Source organism: Escherichia sp. E4742 (assembly GCF_005843885.1).
GTDB lineage: Bacteria > Pseudomonadota > Gammaproteobacteria > Enterobacterales > Enterobacteriaceae > Escherichia.
On the sequence record NZ_CP040443.1, the window covers coordinates 3,329,902 to 3,347,285 of the forward strand.

At 49.6% G+C, this 17,384-nt stretch carries 12 protein-coding genes and 2 pseudogenes; 10 read left to right on the forward strand and 4 right to left on the reverse strand.

Going from position 1 to position 17,384, the window contains the following annotated elements; all coding sequences use genetic code 11:
• Positions 1 to 33: 33 nt before the first annotated feature.
• The 6 genes and pseudogenes from FEM44_RS16180 to FEM44_RS26040 form a co-directional block, all read left to right on the forward strand.
• Positions 34 to 261, forward strand: a complete 228-nt coding sequence (locus tag FEM44_RS16180; RefSeq protein WP_138159087.1) for a hypothetical protein — start codon at positions 34 to 36, stop codon at positions 259 to 261.
• 75 nt (positions 262 to 336) lie between these two features.
• On the forward strand, positions 337 to 1,287 hold the full coding sequence (locus FEM44_RS16185; RefSeq protein ID WP_135521351.1) for a carbamate kinase family protein: 951 nt from the start codon (positions 337 to 339) through the stop codon (positions 1,285 to 1,287).
• Positions 1,288 to 1,296: 9 nt separating this feature from the next.
• Complete coding sequence (locus FEM44_RS16190; protein WP_135521354.1) at positions 1,297 to 2,679, forward strand: amidohydrolase family protein; 1,383 nt, start codon at positions 1,297 to 1,299, stop codon at positions 2,677 to 2,679.
• A gap of 319 nt (positions 2,680 to 2,998) precedes the next feature.
• Positions 2,999 to 3,409: an ASCH domain-containing protein gene (locus tag FEM44_RS16195; RefSeq protein WP_135521356.1), complete on the forward strand. Its 411-nt coding sequence runs from the start codon at positions 2,999 to 3,001 to the stop codon at positions 3,407 to 3,409.
• A gap of 250 nt (positions 3,410 to 3,659) precedes the next feature.
• Entirely contained in the window at positions 3,660 to 4,709 is a 1,050-nt protein-coding gene (gene yahK, locus FEM44_RS16200) for an NADPH-dependent aldehyde reductase YahK (protein WP_130224219.1), read from the forward strand.
• A gap of 228 nt (positions 4,710 to 4,937) precedes the next feature.
• A pseudogene (locus FEM44_RS26040) lies at positions 4,938 to 5,085 on the forward strand (hypothetical protein); the annotation flags it as partial.
• A 24-nt stretch (positions 5,086 to 5,109) separates the two neighbouring features.
• Here the strand turns inward: FEM44_RS26040 and FEM44_RS16205 are convergent.
• The 3 genes and pseudogenes from FEM44_RS16205 to FEM44_RS16215 form a co-directional block, all read right to left on the reverse strand.
• Positions 5,110 to 5,742 (reverse strand): annotated as a pseudogene (locus FEM44_RS16205) (LysE family transporter).
• A 133-nt stretch (positions 5,743 to 5,875) separates the two neighbouring features.
• Positions 5,876 to 8,530 carry an autotransporter outer membrane beta-barrel domain-containing protein gene (locus FEM44_RS16210; protein ID WP_167850646.1) on the reverse strand — a complete coding sequence of 885 codons (2,655 nt, stop codon included), beginning with the start codon at positions 8,528 to 8,530 and terminating at the stop codon, positions 5,876 to 5,878.
• Between the two features lie 814 nt (positions 8,531 to 9,344).
• Positions 9,345 to 11,945: an autotransporter outer membrane beta-barrel domain-containing protein gene (locus tag FEM44_RS16215; RefSeq protein ID WP_138159089.1), complete on the reverse strand. Its 2,601-nt coding sequence runs from the start codon at positions 11,943 to 11,945 to the stop codon at positions 9,345 to 9,347.
• Between FEM44_RS16215 and FEM44_RS25610 the strand changes: the two genes are divergently transcribed.
• Positions 11,839 to 12,057, forward strand: a complete 219-nt coding sequence (locus tag FEM44_RS25610; RefSeq protein ID WP_138159091.1) for a hypothetical protein — start codon at positions 11,839 to 11,841, stop codon at positions 12,055 to 12,057. The two genes, FEM44_RS16215 and FEM44_RS25610, sit on opposite strands and share 107 nt — an antisense overlap.
• A gap of 504 nt (positions 12,058 to 12,561) precedes the next feature.
• Entirely contained in the window at positions 12,562 to 12,837 is a 276-nt protein-coding gene (gene yahO, locus FEM44_RS16225; RefSeq protein WP_000848012.1) for a DUF1471 family periplasmic protein YahO, read from the forward strand.
• Positions 12,838 to 12,948: 111 nt separating this feature from the next.
• Here the strand turns inward: yahO and prpR are convergent, their stop codons facing one another.
• Entirely contained in the window at positions 12,949 to 14,535 is a 1,587-nt protein-coding gene (prpR, locus tag FEM44_RS16230; RefSeq protein WP_135523195.1) for a propionate catabolism operon regulatory protein PrpR, read from the reverse strand.
• Between the two features lie 238 nt (positions 14,536 to 14,773).
• Between prpR and prpB the strand changes: the two genes are divergently transcribed.
• Both prpB and prpC read left to right on the forward strand, forming a co-directional pair.
• Positions 14,774 to 15,664, forward strand: a complete 891-nt coding sequence (gene prpB, locus FEM44_RS16235) for a methylisocitrate lyase (protein ID WP_135523194.1) — start codon at positions 14,774 to 14,776, stop codon at positions 15,662 to 15,664.
• 531 nt (positions 15,665 to 16,195) lie between these two features.
• Entirely contained in the window at positions 16,196 to 17,365 is a 1,170-nt protein-coding gene (prpC, locus tag FEM44_RS16240) for a bifunctional 2-methylcitrate synthase/citrate synthase (RefSeq protein ID WP_130206117.1), read from the forward strand.
• Positions 17,366 to 17,384: the final 19 nt, after the last annotated feature.

The window sequence follows — 17,384 nt, forward strand, 5'->3', positions numbered from 1 at the left end:
CATCAGGCATTTGTCACCACTGCCGGATGCGGCGTGAACGCCTTATCCGGCCTACGAGTGGCGCAAGAATTTGTAGGCCTGATAAGCGTAGTGCATCAGGCATTTGTCACTATTGCCGGATGCGGCGTGAACGCCTTATCCGGCCTACGAATGGCGCGAGAATCTGTAGGCCTGATAAGCGTAGCGCATCAGGCATTTGTCACCATTGCCGGATGCGGCGTGAACGCCTTATCCGGCCTACGAGTGGCACGAGAATTGTAGGCCTGATAAGCGTAGCGCATCAGGCAGTCTGGCGTTGGTCATAACCCCATCACCCTCTGTCGCGGACATAACAACATGAAAGAACTTGTGGTCGTTGCCATTGGTGGCAACAGCATTATCAAAGATAACGCCAGCCAGTCGATTGAGCATCAGGCGGAGGCGGTGAAAGCCGTCGCCGATACGGTGCTGGAAATGCTGGCTTCCGATTACGACATTGTGCTGACCCACGGCAACGGGCCGCAGGTCGGGCTGGATTTACGCCGCGCGGAGATTGCCCACGAGCGCGAAGGGCTGCCCTTAACGCCGCTGGCGAACTGTGTGGCGGATACACAAGGCGGCATCGGCTATCTGATCCAACAGGCGCTGAACAACCGGCTGGCGCGTCACGGCGAGAAAAAAGCCGTCACTGTGGTGACTCAGGTGGAAGTGGATAATAACGATCCGGGGTTTGCCCATCCCACCAAGCCTATCGGTGCATTCTTCAGTGAAAGCCAGCGTGACCAATTACAAAAGGCAAACCCTGACTGGCGTTTTGTTGAAGATGCCGGACGGGGCTATCGCCGCGTAGTCGCCTCGCCGGAACCGAAACGTATTGTCGAAGCGCCTGCCATTAAGGCACTGATCCAACAAGGCTTTGTGGTCATCGGCGCGGGCGGCGGCGGCATTCCGGTGGTGCGCAGTGAAGCGGGGGATTACCAAAGCGTGGACGCGGTTATCGACAAAGATCTCTCTACTGCGCTACTGGCCCGTGAAATTCACGCCGACATTCTGGTGATCACTACCGGCGTGGAAAAGGTGTGCATTCACTTTGGCAAACCCCAGCAGCAGGCGCTCGATCGGGTGGATATTGCCACCATGACCCGCTATATGCAGGAAGGGCATTTCCCGCCCGGCAGCATGTTGCCAAAAATCATCGCCAGCCTGACGTTCCTGGAACAGGGCGGCAAAGAAGTGATTATCACCACGCCGGAATGCCTGCCTGCGGCGCTGCGCGGTGAAACGGGCACCCATATTATTAAAACGTAAGGACGTAAGATGAAAGAAAGCAATAGCCGCCGTGAGTTTCTGAGTCAGAGCGGTAAGATGGTCACCGCCGCCGCGCTGTTTGGTACCTCTGTGCCGCTTGCCCATGCGGCGGTCTCTGGCATCACAAACTGCGAAGCGAATAACACCATGAAAATCACTGACCCGCACTACTATCTCGACAACGTGCTGCTGGAAACTGGATTTGACTACGAAAATGGCGTGGCGGTACAGACCCGCACGGCGCGCCAGACCGTGGAGATTCAGGACGGCAAAATTGTTGCCCTGCACGAGAACAAACAGCATCCGGACGCCACGCTGCCGCACTATGACGCTGGCGGTAAGTTGATGCTGCCCACCACCCGCGACATGCATATTCATCTCGACAAAACCTTTTACGGCGGGCCGTGGCGCTCGCTCAATCGTCCGGCAGGCACCACCATCCAGGACATGATCAAACTCGAGCAGAAAATGCTGCCGGAGTTACAACCGTACACGCAGGAACGGGCGGAAAAACTGATCGATTTATTGCAGTCGAAAGGCACCACCATTGCCCGCAGCCACTGCAATATTGAACCGGTTTCCGGCCTGAAAAATCTGCAAAATTTGCAGGCGGTGCTGGCGCGACGTCAGGCGGGCTTCGAGTGTGAAATTGTCGCCTTCCCGCAGCACGGTTTGCTGCTGTCGAAATCGGAACCCTTAATGCGTGAAGCGATGCAGGCAGGGGCGCATTACGTCGGCGGGCTGGACCCGTCCAGTGTCGATGGCGCGATGGAAAAATCCCTCGATACTATGTTCCAGATTGCGCTGGACTACGACAAAGGCGTCGATATTCACCTGCACGAAACCACTCCGGCGGGCGTGGCAGCCATCAATTATATGGTTGAAACGGTGGAGAAAACGCCACAGCTGAAAGGCAAACTGACCATCAGTCACGCTTTTGCGCTGGCAACGCTCAACGAGCAACAGGTAGATGAACTGGCGAACCGGATGGTGGCGCAGCAAATTTCTATCGCTTCGACGGTGCCGATTGGCACGTTACATATGCCGCTTAAACAGCTGCACGACAAAGGCGTAAAAGTGATGACTGGCACTGACAGCGTTATCGACCACTGGTCGCCTTACGGCCTGGGCGACATGCTGGAAAAAGCCAATCTGTATGCGCAGCTCTATATTCGTCCTAACGAACAGAATTTGTCCCGCTCGCTGTTTTTAGCCACTGGTGATGTGTTGCCGCTGAATGAAAAAGGCGAGCGTGTCTGGCCTAAAGCGCAGGATGACGCCAGCTTTGTGCTGGTGGACGCCTCCTGTTCTGCCGAGGCAGTGGCGCGTATCTCGCCGAGAACGGCGACGTTCCATAAAGGACAACTGGTGTGGGGGAGTGTGGCAGGTTGATACGCATTTGATATGTCTGCAACGGTGAATAGTAAGAGATTTAAGCCCCAGTGAGTGGGGCTATCTGAATATGAGTGTGTCGGCAGTGGTTTGCTAATGAATCATCCTGAACTTTATAATCTCCAGGCATAATTTTTAGGGGATTATTTGAGAGAAATACACAAAAAAAGAGTTTTAACAAAGATATTTATCAAGCCATAAATGTGACCTGCTTCGGATAAAAAAGATTAAACGTAGATAAACCAATAATACTCTTGCTGATTATTATCAAGAGTAATTATGATGTGATTTATTTTTCCATGATTGCGTAAATATTCCCATGTCCATAGAAGAAAATATCTCACAAAAATATCCTCATGCTTCCTGTTGTACTTTTGGCGATTCAGCAGCGTTGGCCGATCACCTCGCAACGTTGATTGCGACTGGTGTTAAAACTGCTTCCTGTGGTTCGCTGGCGGGATGTATTGAGGACAACGCGTTTCCGATGATTGGTGAGTATAAGATTGTGCAAAATAGCGCGGGCGAGCCTGTTTGTGTTATCAGAATTATTGGCCTGCATTTACTGCGCTTTTCTGATGTCACTGAAGAGTTTGCTCGTAAGGAAGGCGAAGGTGATCTCAGTCTTAAATATTGGCGTAATGAACACCGTCGTTTTTTCGAGGCGGAAGGAAGTTATTCGCCAGAAATGGACGTTATCTTCGAAGAGTATGCCCTTATTGACATTGTGTAGATAATTAATTTATCTGCGCTCAAAAACCAACATATATATCGCCAGTTTTATTTATTTTGCGCTTTTACGCATGACAAAAAACACCTCTATTGGCCCTGTGGGGAACGTCACTGCTCTGTTTGATTCAGGTACGCGGTATGTTGGGGCTGGATCGGGCGACTTAAATATTGGCTATATTCAATGGACGCGTTTTGCCGCGATGACATATCAGGCATCGCCAAACACACATAGCTAACCAGGAGTAAACGCAATGAAGATCAAAGCTATTGGTGCATATTCCGCTAAACAACCGCTGGAACCGATGAACATCACCCGACGTGAACCGGGGCCGCATGATGTCAAAATCGAAATCGCTTATTGTGGTGTCTGCCATTCCGATATCCACCAGGTCCGTTCGGAATGGGCGGGGACGGTCTATCCCTGCGTGCCAGGCCATGAAATTGTGGGGCGCGTGGTGGCCGTTGGCGATCAGGTGGAAAAACATGCGCCGGGCGATCTGGTGGGCGTCGGCTGTATTGTCGACAGTTGTAAACACTGCGAAGAGTGTGAAGACGGGCTGGAAAACTATTGTGACCACATGACAGGGACCTATAACGCGCCGACGCCAGACGAGCCGGGCCATACTCTGGGCGGTTATTCGCAGCAAATTGTTGTTCATGAGCGTTACGTTTTGCGTATTCGCCACCCGCAAGAGCAGCTTGCCGCCGTTGCGCCGTTGCTGTGTGCAGGCATTACGACCTATTCACCGCTGCGCCACTGGCAGGCCGGGCCAGGTAAAAAAGTGGGCGTGGTCGGCATTGGCGGTCTGGGGCATATGGGGATCAAGCTGGCCCACGCGATGGGGGCGCATGTGGTGGCGTTTACCACTTCTGAATCAAAACGCGAAGCGGCAAAAGCCCTGGGGGCTGATGAAGTCGTTAACTCGCGTAATGCCGATGAAATGGCGGCCCATGTGAAGAGTTTCGATTTCATTTTAAATACAGTTGCTGCGCCGCATAATCTCGATGATTTTACGATTTTGCTGAAACGCGATGGCACCATGACGCTGGTTGGTGCTCCCGCAACGCCGCATAAGTCGCCGGAGGTTTTCAACCTGATCATGAAACGTCGCTCAATTGCCGGCTCGATGATTGGCGGCATTCCGGAAACTCAGGAGATGCTCGACTTCTGCGCCGAACATGGCATCGTTGCTGATATAGAGATGATTCGGGCCGATCAAATTAACGAAGCCTATGAGCGAATGTTGCGCGGCGATGTGAAATATCGCTTTGTGATTGATAATGGCACGCTAACGGACTGAAAAATTAAATATAGCGTGCAGTGCTGCATATCACGTCGCTCTCCGGCACTAAGAGAGCGACAACATTCAGGGCAGGGGCAAGAGTTCGCTGCCTGTGTAAAGTGATCAGCCGACATAAACTCAGCATTGCTTGCTAAATGATCAATAAAGATATTTTGTGAATGTATGAGTTGACATTCATATGAAAAAAATCATAATTCCGTCATGTTCGCGTAGGGCAGTTTCTGTATCTTATGCATCGCACCAGGGCCTGACAGAAAATATGCTGTAAGGTTCGTATCAAAAAACCGCCATTAGCTCATCAGGAAGAGCAGACGACAACCAGGATTGTTGTATGGTACGGGGTTCGAGGCCTCGATGGCGGTCCAATTTCTCAATTGGGTTGGTTACAATTATCAGCTCACCGATGTGTCACTCCTTCATAAATCAGCCGTAGCGCAAAGACACCAATAATCGCACCAATAACCCGACTGGCAACGCGCTGCATACGCCCGTATGCACGACGCACGGCGGGTAAAGAAAACGCCTGACTAAGAAATACACGCCAGATAATAGATGCGAGCACGATCCCCGCCCAGGCCATAAACCGCGCCCAGGTCGGCGTTTCTGCGCTTAACGTCACTGAGAAGATACTGATAAAAAATAAAACTGTTTGTGGATTAGAGAGATCGGTAATGAGTCCACGGCGGAAAAATACATACCAGGGAGCATTAAGCGGGTGCTGTAATGCGCTCATCTGTGGTGTTGATTGTCGGCGCATACTGTTCTAGGCAAACCATAAAAGATAAGCGCCGCCGACGATTTTAATGAGTGAGAAAATCTCTTCACACTGGATAATGAGCGTCGCCATCCCAAACAATCCCAACCCGGAATAGATGGCATCGCCAAGCGCCACGCCAAGCCCGGTGAGTACACCTGCACGACGGCCTGAGGCCAGGCTGGTTTGTACCACGACAAAAAGATTTGCCCCCGGATTAAAAAAGGTGATGACGAACAGTCCGACGGTCAGGTAAACGGCGTGCAAAGGATCCATAGTGATTTCACCCATAAATAAGCTGAATTAACTTCATCATATTTATAGTAAAAATGACTGAATGCGAGCGCGATCACAAAGAACGTGGATCTAAAAAGAGTGCCGCCCGTACGTGACAGGCGGCAAAGGGGCATTAAAAGAGATATTTCATGCCCAGCATTCCCTGGGTATCACTGTAACCATTGTCGCCCAACTGCTGGGCGACATTACCCCACAGTTGCAGACGCGGATTAAGCTGACCTTCCACCCCGACTTTTAACTCGCCGATGTTGCGCGCGCCGATGATCTCATCGCTGATGCCATCCATCTTCACGCTGTAATTGCGGGAGTTATAAATCCAGTTGGCTTCCACGAAAGGCTGGAAAGAACGCTCTTTATGATCATCAATAGCATGATGACCCTGCAGATACGCTTTCACCCCCAGACGCGTTTGCAGGTTGCCTTCGGTGCTGTCCTCAACAAGCGTGCCATTGTCTTCCGTATGATTGTCTGCCTTCACATCCATCCACGTCAGTTGCATTTTGGGCTGCAGCCAGTAACTGGTACGCGCATCTGCGCTTTCACCAAGACGGAAGGTATAACCCGCTTCAATGGCGGCGGTGATGCCGTCAGAGTGATATTTCTCGCTCGGCAGGTACTCGCCGGAGACGGTGTTATCAAACCAGTTATAGAGCAACCAGCTGTCAACATAGGTTCCTGTTTTGTCTGCTTCATTAGCGTACCAGGTGCCATACACGCCCACACTGTAGCCGTCGATTTGCCCACGTGAGCTGTACCCGGTCAGGCTGGAGTGCGTGTGACTCTTGCTGTTGGCATAGCCAGCCATCAGGCCGAGATGCCAGCGATCAAGGTCATTACTGCTCCATTGTGCGAGGTCACCCCCCAGTTGCAGAACATAACGGTTGCTCTGGGTACTCAGTTCATCCGAACGATCTTTAAAGCGATTATGTCCGCCAATGTTGCGCATCCACAAGCTGGTCACTTTCTGCTCGCCGGTTAGCAGGTCGGTGTATTGTGTTTCCCCCAGACGGTCATGCAGCCGGGTATTAAACAGCGTATTTGCCGCCTGAATATTGGCCAGATAGCTACCAATTTCCGGGCGATACAGATGTTTTCGTTCTGGTTGTGGAACAGATGGCGTAACAGGCGGCTCCGGTGTCACAGGCGGTTCCGGTGTTACAGGCGGTTCTGGTGTTACAGGGGGCTCAGGTGTTACAGGTGGCTCAGGATCTGGTTCCGGGATGACGGGCAGTTCCGGTGGAGTATATGGCCCTACGGGAATTTCACTGGTTAAAAACCAGTTCTGGTTGTCGCTTTTTACCACGTTGTAGTCATAGGGACCGGCAACAATACGACCTTCTTTACTGAAAACGCCCTCTGACAGGCCATCAACCTCTACAATTTTTATCCCTTCCAGAGTATCCGCGCCCAGACCGCCCGCATTGTTGACCATGACGCGGGTACTACCGGAAGTATCACCTTTTACGATGAGTTTATCCGTTACGGAATTATCATCACCTAATACAGTATGCATGACTAACAGGCCATCATTGGCGGTGTAGTTGCCGTTAATGGTCAGTGTGGTCGGCGTGAACTCGTGACCCTGTTCATACGAAGACAACATTGTTGTTCCAGCCAGCGTCAGCGTTTTTAACGCTTGCGAATAACCGTTTAAATCGAGATGCCCATCGCTGTCGACAATATAATCGGAGTTGGGGCTGAAGGTATTTTCTTTACCTGCGCGTAGGCTGCCTTTGGTTATATAGGTATCACCAGCATAGTTATTCGAGCCGGATAATGTGGTTGTCCCGGAACCTACCTGGTTAACCTGGCCGTTGCCCTGGATAGGTGAGGCCAGGATAAAATCGGTACTCGAGTGATTAAAGTTTACTATCGAAGAGGAAGAAGCATCTGCGGCTCCCAAATGAATAAATGGCGTATTAATCGAACCAGCAGGCTGTTCAGCCTCACCTTGCGCACCACCAATATTTAAAACGCCTGTGGCGCCAGGTGCGAGAGTAACCCAGATAAACGAATTGGCATTGATTATTGCACCGTTATTAACGGTAAGGATACCTGTAGTATTGAAAGCAAAATCTGGGCTGAATCCACCAAGATAAACATATTCAGCATTCAATGTTGAATTTTTACCATCAACCAGAACCTCGCCATAACTATTACGATTTTTTGATGCACCACTGCCTGGATAAGCATATCCAATAGCTATCTGAGCTGATGTAGTGAGTGTACCGCCATTAGTAATACGTAAATAGCCGGTTCCCTGATCGCCAACGAGAGTAACGTTAGAGGAAACTGATGAGTTTTCTCCATCAATAACCATCAACCCTTTGGCATCACCATAATATTCACCAATCCTTAGTTCCTGCAGGCCACTTATCTTACTGCCTTCTAATACATATACGGTGCCGGAACCTTCATTTGTACCCAAATACAAGTTAGATGTGGGAGCATTAAACTGCCAGTTGGTATGGTTGGATAAAGTGAGGGAACCTTCAGAGTTATTACCTACGGTAGCATGAGCAGTAATAAATGAAAGATTATCAATGAGTAATGAGCCATTAGAGTCTTTACCTACAGTCAAAGAAGTAAAATTATTCCATCCGGGATCGTAACCTTCAGAGGCAATGATTTTTGCTTCTTCGCCATTATTAATGATAACAGTACTATTTGCATCTGTGGGTGGGGTTACGGCCAGGGATACGGGTGTGGATAATATTGTTGAAATGGCTATAGCCAGGGTTGATAAAGTATGTTTTGTTAATTTCATATCACTCACTTTCATCCTTAAATTTAAATGGCGAGATGTTTTTTATTGCACTGGTTTTCTTCCTGAAGCCTTGTAAGGCGTAAGCATGCAAGTTGCTAAATAAGAATATCTGTAATGTCACACACAATAAATTTATTAAAGTGTTAGTTGTTCATTGCATTGATAGGTTTTAGTGGTTTGTAATTGGAGTTAATTAGGTTTTTTATTTCGTTTAGAAAAAAGCACCTCTAATAATCCCAAACCTTATGTGAGTGAAATAAAGAAAAGGTATGAAAATCACATTAATAGATGGTTGGTGGCTTTTTTGTTCAGAAAAGTAATGCGGTTTGTGTGAATTTTATATTGGATTTTAGCGGAAGCAAGAATTTGAGATTTTTATGAAAATTAATTTAAGGAACACCTGCGATAATTGTCATGAGCGTTATTAAACAACAGGAGAAATGCGGCTATTGTTGAGAAAAATACAAATATATTCCCTTTTTCTGTAGGTTTTTCCTAACCGCTGAACTACTTATTAATCAACCCTGATGATGACTGTTAGCTTCAGGGTATTGGCCTAATCACACATCATGGCCGGGTACGACGGTACCGTAAGAGAGGTCGGATATACGAATGCAACTAACTTCCGTTACACAGATGAAAAATAACTTGTACAACGGGAGGGGCTATATACGGCGTGCAAAGGATCCATAGTGATTTCATCCATAAATAAGCTGAATTAACTTCATCATATTTATACTGAATGCGAGCGCGCTCACAAAGAACGTGGATCTAAAAAGAGTGCCGCCCGTACGTGACAGGCGGCAAAGTGGCATTAAAAGAGATATTTCATGCCCAGCATTCCCTGGGTATCACTGTAACCGTTGTCGCCCAACTGCTGGGCGACGTTACCCCACAGTTGCAGACGCGGAGTAATCTGACCTTCCACCCCCGCTTTTAACTCGCCTGCGTTACGCGCGCCGATGATCTCATCGCCGATGCCATCCATCTTCACGCTGTAATTGCGGGAGTTATAAATCCAGTTGGCTTCCACGAAAGGCTGGAAAGAACGCTCTTTATGATCATCAATAGCATGATGACCCTGCAGATACGCTTTCACCCCCAGACGCGTTTGCAGGTTGCCTTCGGTGCTGTCCTCAACCAGCGTGCCATTGTCTTCCGTATGATTGTCTGCCTTCACATCCATCCACGTCAGTTGCATTTTGGGCTGCAGCCAGTAGCTGGTACGCGCATCTGCGCTTTCACCAAGACGGAAGGTATAACCCGCTTCAATGGCGGCGGTGATGCCGTCAGAGTGATATTTCTCACTCGGCAGGTACTCGCCGGAGACGGTGTTATCAAACCAGTTATAGAGCAACCAGCTGTCAACATAGGTTCCTGTTTTGTCTGCTTCATTAGCGTACCAGGTGCCATATACGCCCACACTGTAGCCGTCGATTTGCCCACGTGAGCTGTACCCGGTCAGGCTGGAGTGCGTGTGACTCTTGCTGTTGGCATAGCCAGCCATCAGGCCGAGATGCCAGCGATCGAGTGCGTTACTGCTCCATTGCGCGAGGTCCCCACCCAGTTGCAGAACATAACGGTTGCTCTGGGTACTCAGTTCATCCGAACGATCTTTAAAGCGATTATGTCCGCCAATGTTACGCATCCACAAACTGGTCACTTTCTGCTCGTCGGTTAGCAGGTCGGTGTATTGTGTTTCCCCCAGACGGTCATGCAGCCGGGTATTAAACAGCGTATTTGCCGCCTGAATATTGGCCAGATAGCTACCAATTTCCGGGCGATACAGATGTTTTCGTTCTGGTTGTGGAACAGATGGCGTAACAGGCGGCTCCGGTGTCACAGGCGGTTCTGGTGTTACAGGGGGCTCAGGTGTTACAGGTGGCTCAGGATCTGGTTCCGGGATGACAGGTAGTACCGGAGGGGTATACGGTCCTGCGGGAATTTCACTGGTTAAAAACCAGTTCTGGTTGTCGCTTTTTACCACGTTGTAGTCATAGGGACCGGCAACAATACGACCTTCTTTACTGAAAACGCCCTCTGACAGGCCGTCAACCTCTACAATTTTTATCCCTTCCAGAGTATCCGCGCCCAGACCGCCCGCATTGTTGACCATGACGCGGGTACTACCGGAAGTATCACCTTTTACGATGAGTTTATCTGTTACGGAATTATCATCGCCTAATACAGTATGCATGACTAACAGGCCATCATTGGCAGCATAGTTGCCGTTAATGGTCAGTGTGGTCGGCGTGAACTCGTGACCCTGTTCATACGAAGACAACGTTGCTGTTCCAGCCAGCGCCAGAGTATTTAACGCTTGCGAATAACCGTTTAAATCGAGATGCCCATCGCTGTCGACAATATAATCGGAGTTTGGGCTGAAAGTATCAACCGTGCCAGCGCGCAGACTTCCGTTGCTAATATAAGTATTACCGGTATAGATATTCGCGCCGGATAATGTGGTTGTCCCGGAACCTACCTGGTTAACCTGGCCTTTACCGTCTATGTATGAGGTCAGAACAAAATCAGCGTTGGTGTGATTAAAGTTTAATATTGAAGTGGTTGACGCATTTTTCCCCCCTAAATAAATTCGGGGAGTATTAATTGAACCAGCAGGTTGCGCAGCCTCACCTTGCGCACCTCCAATATTTAATATTCCTGTTCCGTTAGAGGAGACACCAACCCAGATATATGAATTCACATTGATTACACCATCGTTGCTGACAGTGAGAACTCCGGTAGTATCAGAAGTAGAAGATGTGTTATATCCGCCAAGAAGTATATTTGGGGCATTTACGGTTGAATTTTTATCGGCAACCTGAACTTCTCCATAACTACTCTGGTTAGCTGACAGAGAAGAATGGGCGTTAACATACCCAATATTCAGTTGAGTCAGGGAAGTGAGTGTACCGCCATTAGTAACAGATACTTTCCCTGTTCCCTGATCGCCAACAATAGCAGTGTTAGAGGTGACTGATGAGTTTTCCCCATCAATAACCAACGTCCCCCTGGCGTCACCATAAAACTCACCAACTCTTATTGATTGCAGGCCACTTATCTTACTACCTTCTAACACGTATAACGTACCGGAGCCTTCGTTAGTGCCTAAAAAAATATTGGAGGTAGGGGTGTCGAACTGCCAGTTGGTATGGTTTGTTAAAGTGATGGAGCCTTCAGCATTATTACCAATGCTGGCTGCTGAAGTGGTAAGTGAAAGATTATCAATGAGTAATGAACCATTAGAGTCTTCACCTACTTTCAATGAGTTAAAATGCTCCCATCCGGGATCGTAGCCTTCTGACGCAATGAGTTTTATCTCTTCATTATTATTAATGACAACATTACTATCTGAATTTGTAGGTGGGGTGATAGCCAAGGATACTGGCGTAAATAATATGGTGGAAATGGCTATCGCCCGTGTCGATAAGCTTTTTTTGCTGATTTCATATCACTCACTTTTATCCTTAAAAATTAAATGGCGAGATGCTTTTTATTGCACTGTTTTTCTTCCTGAAGCCTTGTAAGGCACAAACATGCAAGTTACTAAATAAGAATATATGTAATATTAGATGTAATAAATTTATTAAAGTGTTAGTTGTTCATTGCATTGATTGGTTTTAGTGGTTTGTAAGTGGAGATAATGCGGTTTTTTTATGTCGTTTAGAAAAAATACATCTAATAATCCTAAGCTGTATGTAAGTGAAATAAAGAAAAAGTATGGAAATCACATTAATATATGATTGGTGGTTTTTTGTTCAGAAAAGTAATGCGGCTCATGTGAATTTTATATTGGATTTTAGCGGAAGAAGGAATCTAAGATTTTTATGAAAATTAATTTAAGGAGCAACTGTGATAATTGTAGTGAGCGTTATTAAACAACAGGGGGTATGTGGCTATCGTTGAGAAAAATACAAATATATTCTCTTTTCCTATAGATTTTTCCTAACCGCTGAACTACTTATTAATCAACCCTGATGATGACTGTTAGCTTCAGGGCATTGGCCAATCACACATTATGGAGTTCATCGATGAAAACTGGAACTAAGCTCTTAGTTGGTGCGTTAGCTTTTGTTGTCACAAATGTCTATGCCGCTGAATTGATGACTAAAGCGGAATTTGAAAAAGTTGAATCGCAATATGAAAAAATAGGTGATATTTCAACCAGTAATGAAATGTCGACCGCAGATGCAAAAGAAGATCTGATCAAAAAAGCGGATGAAAAAGGTGCGGATGTGTTAGTGCTGACCTCCGGTCAGACTGACAATAAGATCCACGGCACGGCAAATATTTATAAGAAGAAGTAATTCTGAAACTCATGTAAACATGCCCGATGCGCACGTCTATCGGTGAACGCATATATATTGAAATTCATGGTCTTGTAAGCCGGATAAGGCGTTCACGCTGCATCCGGCAATTTAATTTTTTAGCCGCCGCCAGAACGTCGTTCGGCTGACGCCTAAATAATTCGCTGCTGCTGTTTTATCACCATCAAATTTCTCCAGTGCCTGTAGTGGTGTCAGCAAGGGTGGGGCGATGACGTTACCCGATTTTTGTGTCAGCTCTGGCAATAATTGCTGCAAAAATTGCGGCGTTAAATCCGGCGTCGGTTCCACACTTAAAAATAGCGCCAGCCGCTCCATCATATTACGCAGTTCACGAATATTGCCCGGCCAGTCGTAGCGCAATAGCACGGTTTCGCTTGCCTGTAACCCCTGGCGTAACGCAGCAGAAAACGGGGCGGCAAGTGCTGCCAGAGACACTTTCAAAAAGCTTTCCGCCAGCGGCAGAATATCCGCCACTCGCTCACGCAGTGGCGGTAATTGCAGACGCAAAATACTCAGCCGATAAAACAGATCACGACGAAACTGCCCTTGCTGCATATCCTCTTCCAGATTGCAGTGAGTGGCGCTAATAACCCGTACATCCACCGGAACAGGCTGATGCCCGCCGACGCGGGTGACCTCTTTTTCTTCGAGCACCCGCAGCAGCCGAGTCTGCAACGGCAGCGGCATTTCGCCTATCTCGTCAAGAAACAGCGTGCCGCCGTGGGCGATTTCAAACAGCCCGGCGCGTCCTCCGCGTCGCGAGCCGGTAAACGCCCCTTCCTCATAGCCAAACAGCTCCGCTTCTAGCAGCGATTCGGCAATCGCCCCGCAGTTGACGGCAACAAACGGATGCGACTTTTTGCCCTGTCGCGCATCGTGGCGGGCAAAATATTCCCGATGAATCGCCTGGGCCGCCAGTTCTTTGCCCGTTCCCGTTTCCCCCTCAATCAACACCGCTGCACTGGAGCGGGCATACAGCAAAATAGTCTGCCGTACCTGTTCCATCTGTGGTGATTGACCGAGCATATCGCCCAGCACGTAACGAGTACGCAGGGCGTTGCGGGTGGCATCGTGAGTGTTATGGCGTAACGACATGCGCGTCATATCCAGCGCATCGCTGAACGCCTGGCGCACGGTGGCCGCGGAATAGATAAAAATTCCGGTCATTCCGGCTTCTTCTGCCAGATCGGTAATCAGCCCAGCGCCGACCACCGCTTCGGTGCCGTTGGCTTTTAGCTCGTTAATCTGCCCGCGCGCGTCTTCTTCGGTAATGTAGCTACGTTGATCGAGGCGCAGATTAAAGGTCTTTTGAAACGCCACCAGTGCCGGAATAGTTTCCTGATAGGTGACAACACCAATCGACGAGGTAAGTTTTCCGGCTTTTGCCAGTGCCTGTAACACATCGTAGCCGCTCGGTTTAATCAAAATAACTGGCACTGACAGGCGGCTTTTCAGGTACGCGCCGTTAGAGCCAGCAGCGATGATGGCGTCGCAGCGTTCGTTTGCCAGTTTCTTGCGGATGTAGGTCACCGCTTTTTCAAAGCCAAGCTGGATAGGGGTAATATTCGCCAGGTGATCAAACTCGAGGCTGATATCGCGAAACAGCTCGAACAGGCGCGTCACCGATACCGTCCAGATAACCGGTTTGTCGTCATTCAGCCGTGGTGGATGTGCCATAGCGCACCGCAAAGTTAAGAAACCGAATATTGGGTTTAGTCTTGTTTCATAATTGTTGCAATGAAACGCAGTGAAACAGTGTCTGAAACGTTAACTGAAACGCATATTTGCGGATTACTTCATGAATTTATTGCTAACAAATTGAAATTAAACATTTAATTCAATTCAGATAATTGTGGCACACCCCTTGCTTTGTCTTTATCAATGCAAATAACAAGTTGATAACAAAGGATGGGCTATGTCTCTACACTCTCCAGGTAAAGCGTTTCGCGCGGCACTAAGCAAAGAAACCCCGTTGCAAATTGTCGGCACCATCAACGCTAACCATGCGCTGCTGGCACAGCGTGCCGGATATCAGGCGATTTATCTCTCCGGCGGTGGCGTGGCGGCAGGTTCGCTGGGGCTGCCCGATCTCGGTATTTCTACCCTTGATGATGTGCTGACCGATATTCGCCGTATCACCGACGTTTGCTCGCTGCCGCTGCTGGTTGATGCCGATATCGGTTTTGGTTCTTCGGCTTTTAACGTTGCCCGCACCGTGAAATCGATGATTAAAGCGGGCGCGGCGGGATTGCATATTGAAGATCAGGTTGGTGCGAAACGCTGCGGCCATCGCCCGAACAAAGCGATCGTCTCGAAAGAAGAGATGGTGGATCGGATCCGCGCAGCGGTGGATGCGAAAACCGATCCTGATTTTGTGATCATGGCGCGCACTGATGCGCTCGCGGTTGAAGGACTGGATGCCGCGATCGAGCGTGCGCAGGCCTATGTTGAAGCGGGGGCCGAGATGCTGTTCCCGGAAGCGATTACCGAACTCGCCATGTACCGCCAGTTTTCCGATGCGGTGCAGGTGCCGATCCTCGCCAACATTACCGAATTTGGCGCCACGCCACTGTTCACCACCGATGAATTACGCAGCGCCCATGTCGCAATGGCGCTTTACCCGCTTTCAGCGTTCCGCGCCATGAACCGCGCCGCTGAACATGTCTACAACGTCCTGCGCCAGGAAGGCACGCAGAAAAGCGTCATCGACACCATGCAGACCCGCAACGAGCTGTACGAAAGCATCAACTATTACCAGTACGAAGAGAAGCTCGACGACCTGTTTGCCCGTAGTCAGGCGAAATAAAAAACGCCCGTTGGTTGTATTCGACAACCGATGCCTGATGCGTCGCTGACGCGACTTATCAGGCCTACGGGGTGCACTGAACTGTAGGTCGGATAAGACGCATAGCGTCGCATCCGACAACCGATGCCTGATGCGCCGCTGACGCGACTTATCAGGCCTACGAGGTGAACTGAACTGTAGGTCGGATAAGACGCATGGCATCGCATCCGACAACCGATGCCTGATGCGCCGCTGACGCGACTTATCAGGCCTACGGGTGTACTGAACTGTAGGTCGGATAAGACGCATGGCGTCGCATCCGACAACCGATGCCTGATGCGCCGCTGACGCGACTTATCAGACCTGCGAGGTGAACTGAACTGTAGGTCGGATAAGACGCATAGCGTCGCATCCGACAACCGATGCCTGATGCGCCGCTGACGCGACTTATCAGGCCTACGAGGCGTGCTGAATTGTAGGTCGGATAAGACGCTTAGCGTCGCATCCGACAACAATCTCGACCCTACAAATGATAACAATGACGAGGACAACATGAGCGACACAACGATCCTGCAAAACAGTACCCATGTCATTAAACCGAAAAAATCTGTGGCACTTTCCGGCGTTCCGGCGGGCAATACGGCGCTCTGCACCGTGGGTAAAAGCGGCAATGACCTGCATTACCGCGGCTACGATATTCTTGATCTGGCAGAACATTGCGAATTTGAAGAAGTGGCACATCTGCTGATCCACGGCAAACTGCCGACCCGTGACGAACTCGCCGCTTACAAAACGAAACTGAAAGCTCTGCGCGGCTTACCGGCTAACGTGCGTACCGTGCTGGAGGCCTTGCCTGCTGCGTCGCACCCGATGGATGTTATGCGCACAGGCGTTTCCGCGCTCGGCTGCACGCTGCCGGAAAAAGAGGGGCATACCGTCTCTGGCGCGCGGGATATTGCCGACAAACTGCTGGCGTCGCTGAGCTCGATTCTTCTCTACTGGTATCACTACAGCCACAACGGCGAACGCATCCAGCCGGAAACCGATGACGACTCAATAGGCGGTCACTTCCTGCATCTGCTGCACGGCGAAAAGCCGTCGCAAAGTTGGGAAAAGGCGATGCAAATTTCGCTGGTGCTGTACGCCGAGCACGAGTTTAACGCCTCCACCTTTACCAGCCGGGTTATTGCGGGTACAGGCTCGGATATGTACTCAGCCATTATTGGCGCGATTGGCGCACTGCGCGGGCCGAAACACGGCGGGGCGAATGAAGTGTCACTGGAGATCCAACAACGCTACGAAACGCCGGACGAAGCCGAAGCAGATATCCGCAAGCGCGTGGAAAACAAAGAAGTGGTGATTGGTTTTGGGCATCCGGTTTATACCATCGCCGACCCGCGCCATCAGGTGATCAAGCGTGTGGCGAAGCAGCTCTCGCAGGAAGGCGGTTCGCTGAAGATGTACAACATTGCCGATCGCCTGGAAACGGTGATGTGGGAGACGAAAAAGATGTTCCCCAATCTCGACTGGTTCTCCGCTGTTTCCTACAACATGATGGGCGTTCCCACCGAGATGTTCACACCACTGTTTGTTATCGCCCGCGTCACCGGCTGGGCGGCGCACATTATCGAACAACGTCAGGACAACAAAATTATCCGTCCTTCTGCCAATTACGTTGGACCGGAAGACCGTCCGTTTGTCGCGCTGGATAAGCGCCAGTAAACCTCTACGAATAACAATA

What these genes read in the sequence shown, in the direction of transcription:
- FEM44_RS16185 (WP_135521351.1), top strand. Translation starts at nt 337, where the DNA reads ATGAAAGAACTTGTGGTCGTTGCCATTGGTGGCAACAGCATTATCAAA.
- FEM44_RS16190 (WP_135521354.1), top strand. Translation starts at nt 1,297, where the DNA reads ATGAAAGAAAGCAATAGCCGCCGTGAGTTTCTGAGTCAGAGCGGTAAG.
- FEM44_RS16195 (WP_135521356.1), top strand. Translation starts at nt 2,999, where the DNA reads ATGTCCATAGAAGAAAATATCTCACAAAAATATCCTCATGCTTCCTGT.
- yahK (WP_130224219.1), top strand. Translation starts at nt 3,660, where the DNA reads ATGAAGATCAAAGCTATTGGTGCATATTCCGCTAAACAACCGCTGGAA.
- FEM44_RS16210 (WP_167850646.1), bottom strand. Translation starts at nt 8,530, where the DNA reads ATGAAATTAACAAAACATACTTTATCAACCCTGGCTATAGCCATTTCA.
- FEM44_RS25610 (WP_138159091.1), top strand. Translation starts at nt 11,839, where the DNA reads ATGAGTTTTATCTCTTCATTATTATTAATGACAACATTACTATCTGAA.
- yahO (WP_000848012.1), top strand. Translation starts at nt 12,562, where the DNA reads ATGAAAACTGGAACTAAGCTCTTAGTTGGTGCGTTAGCTTTTGTTGTC.
- prpR (WP_135523195.1), bottom strand. Translation starts at nt 14,535, where the DNA reads ATGGCACATCCACCACGGCTGAATGACGACAAACCGGTTATCTGGACG.
- prpB (WP_135523194.1), top strand. Translation starts at nt 14,774, where the DNA reads ATGTCTCTACACTCTCCAGGTAAAGCGTTTCGCGCGGCACTAAGCAAA.
- prpC (WP_130206117.1), top strand. Translation starts at nt 16,196, where the DNA reads ATGAGCGACACAACGATCCTGCAAAACAGTACCCATGTCATTAAACCG.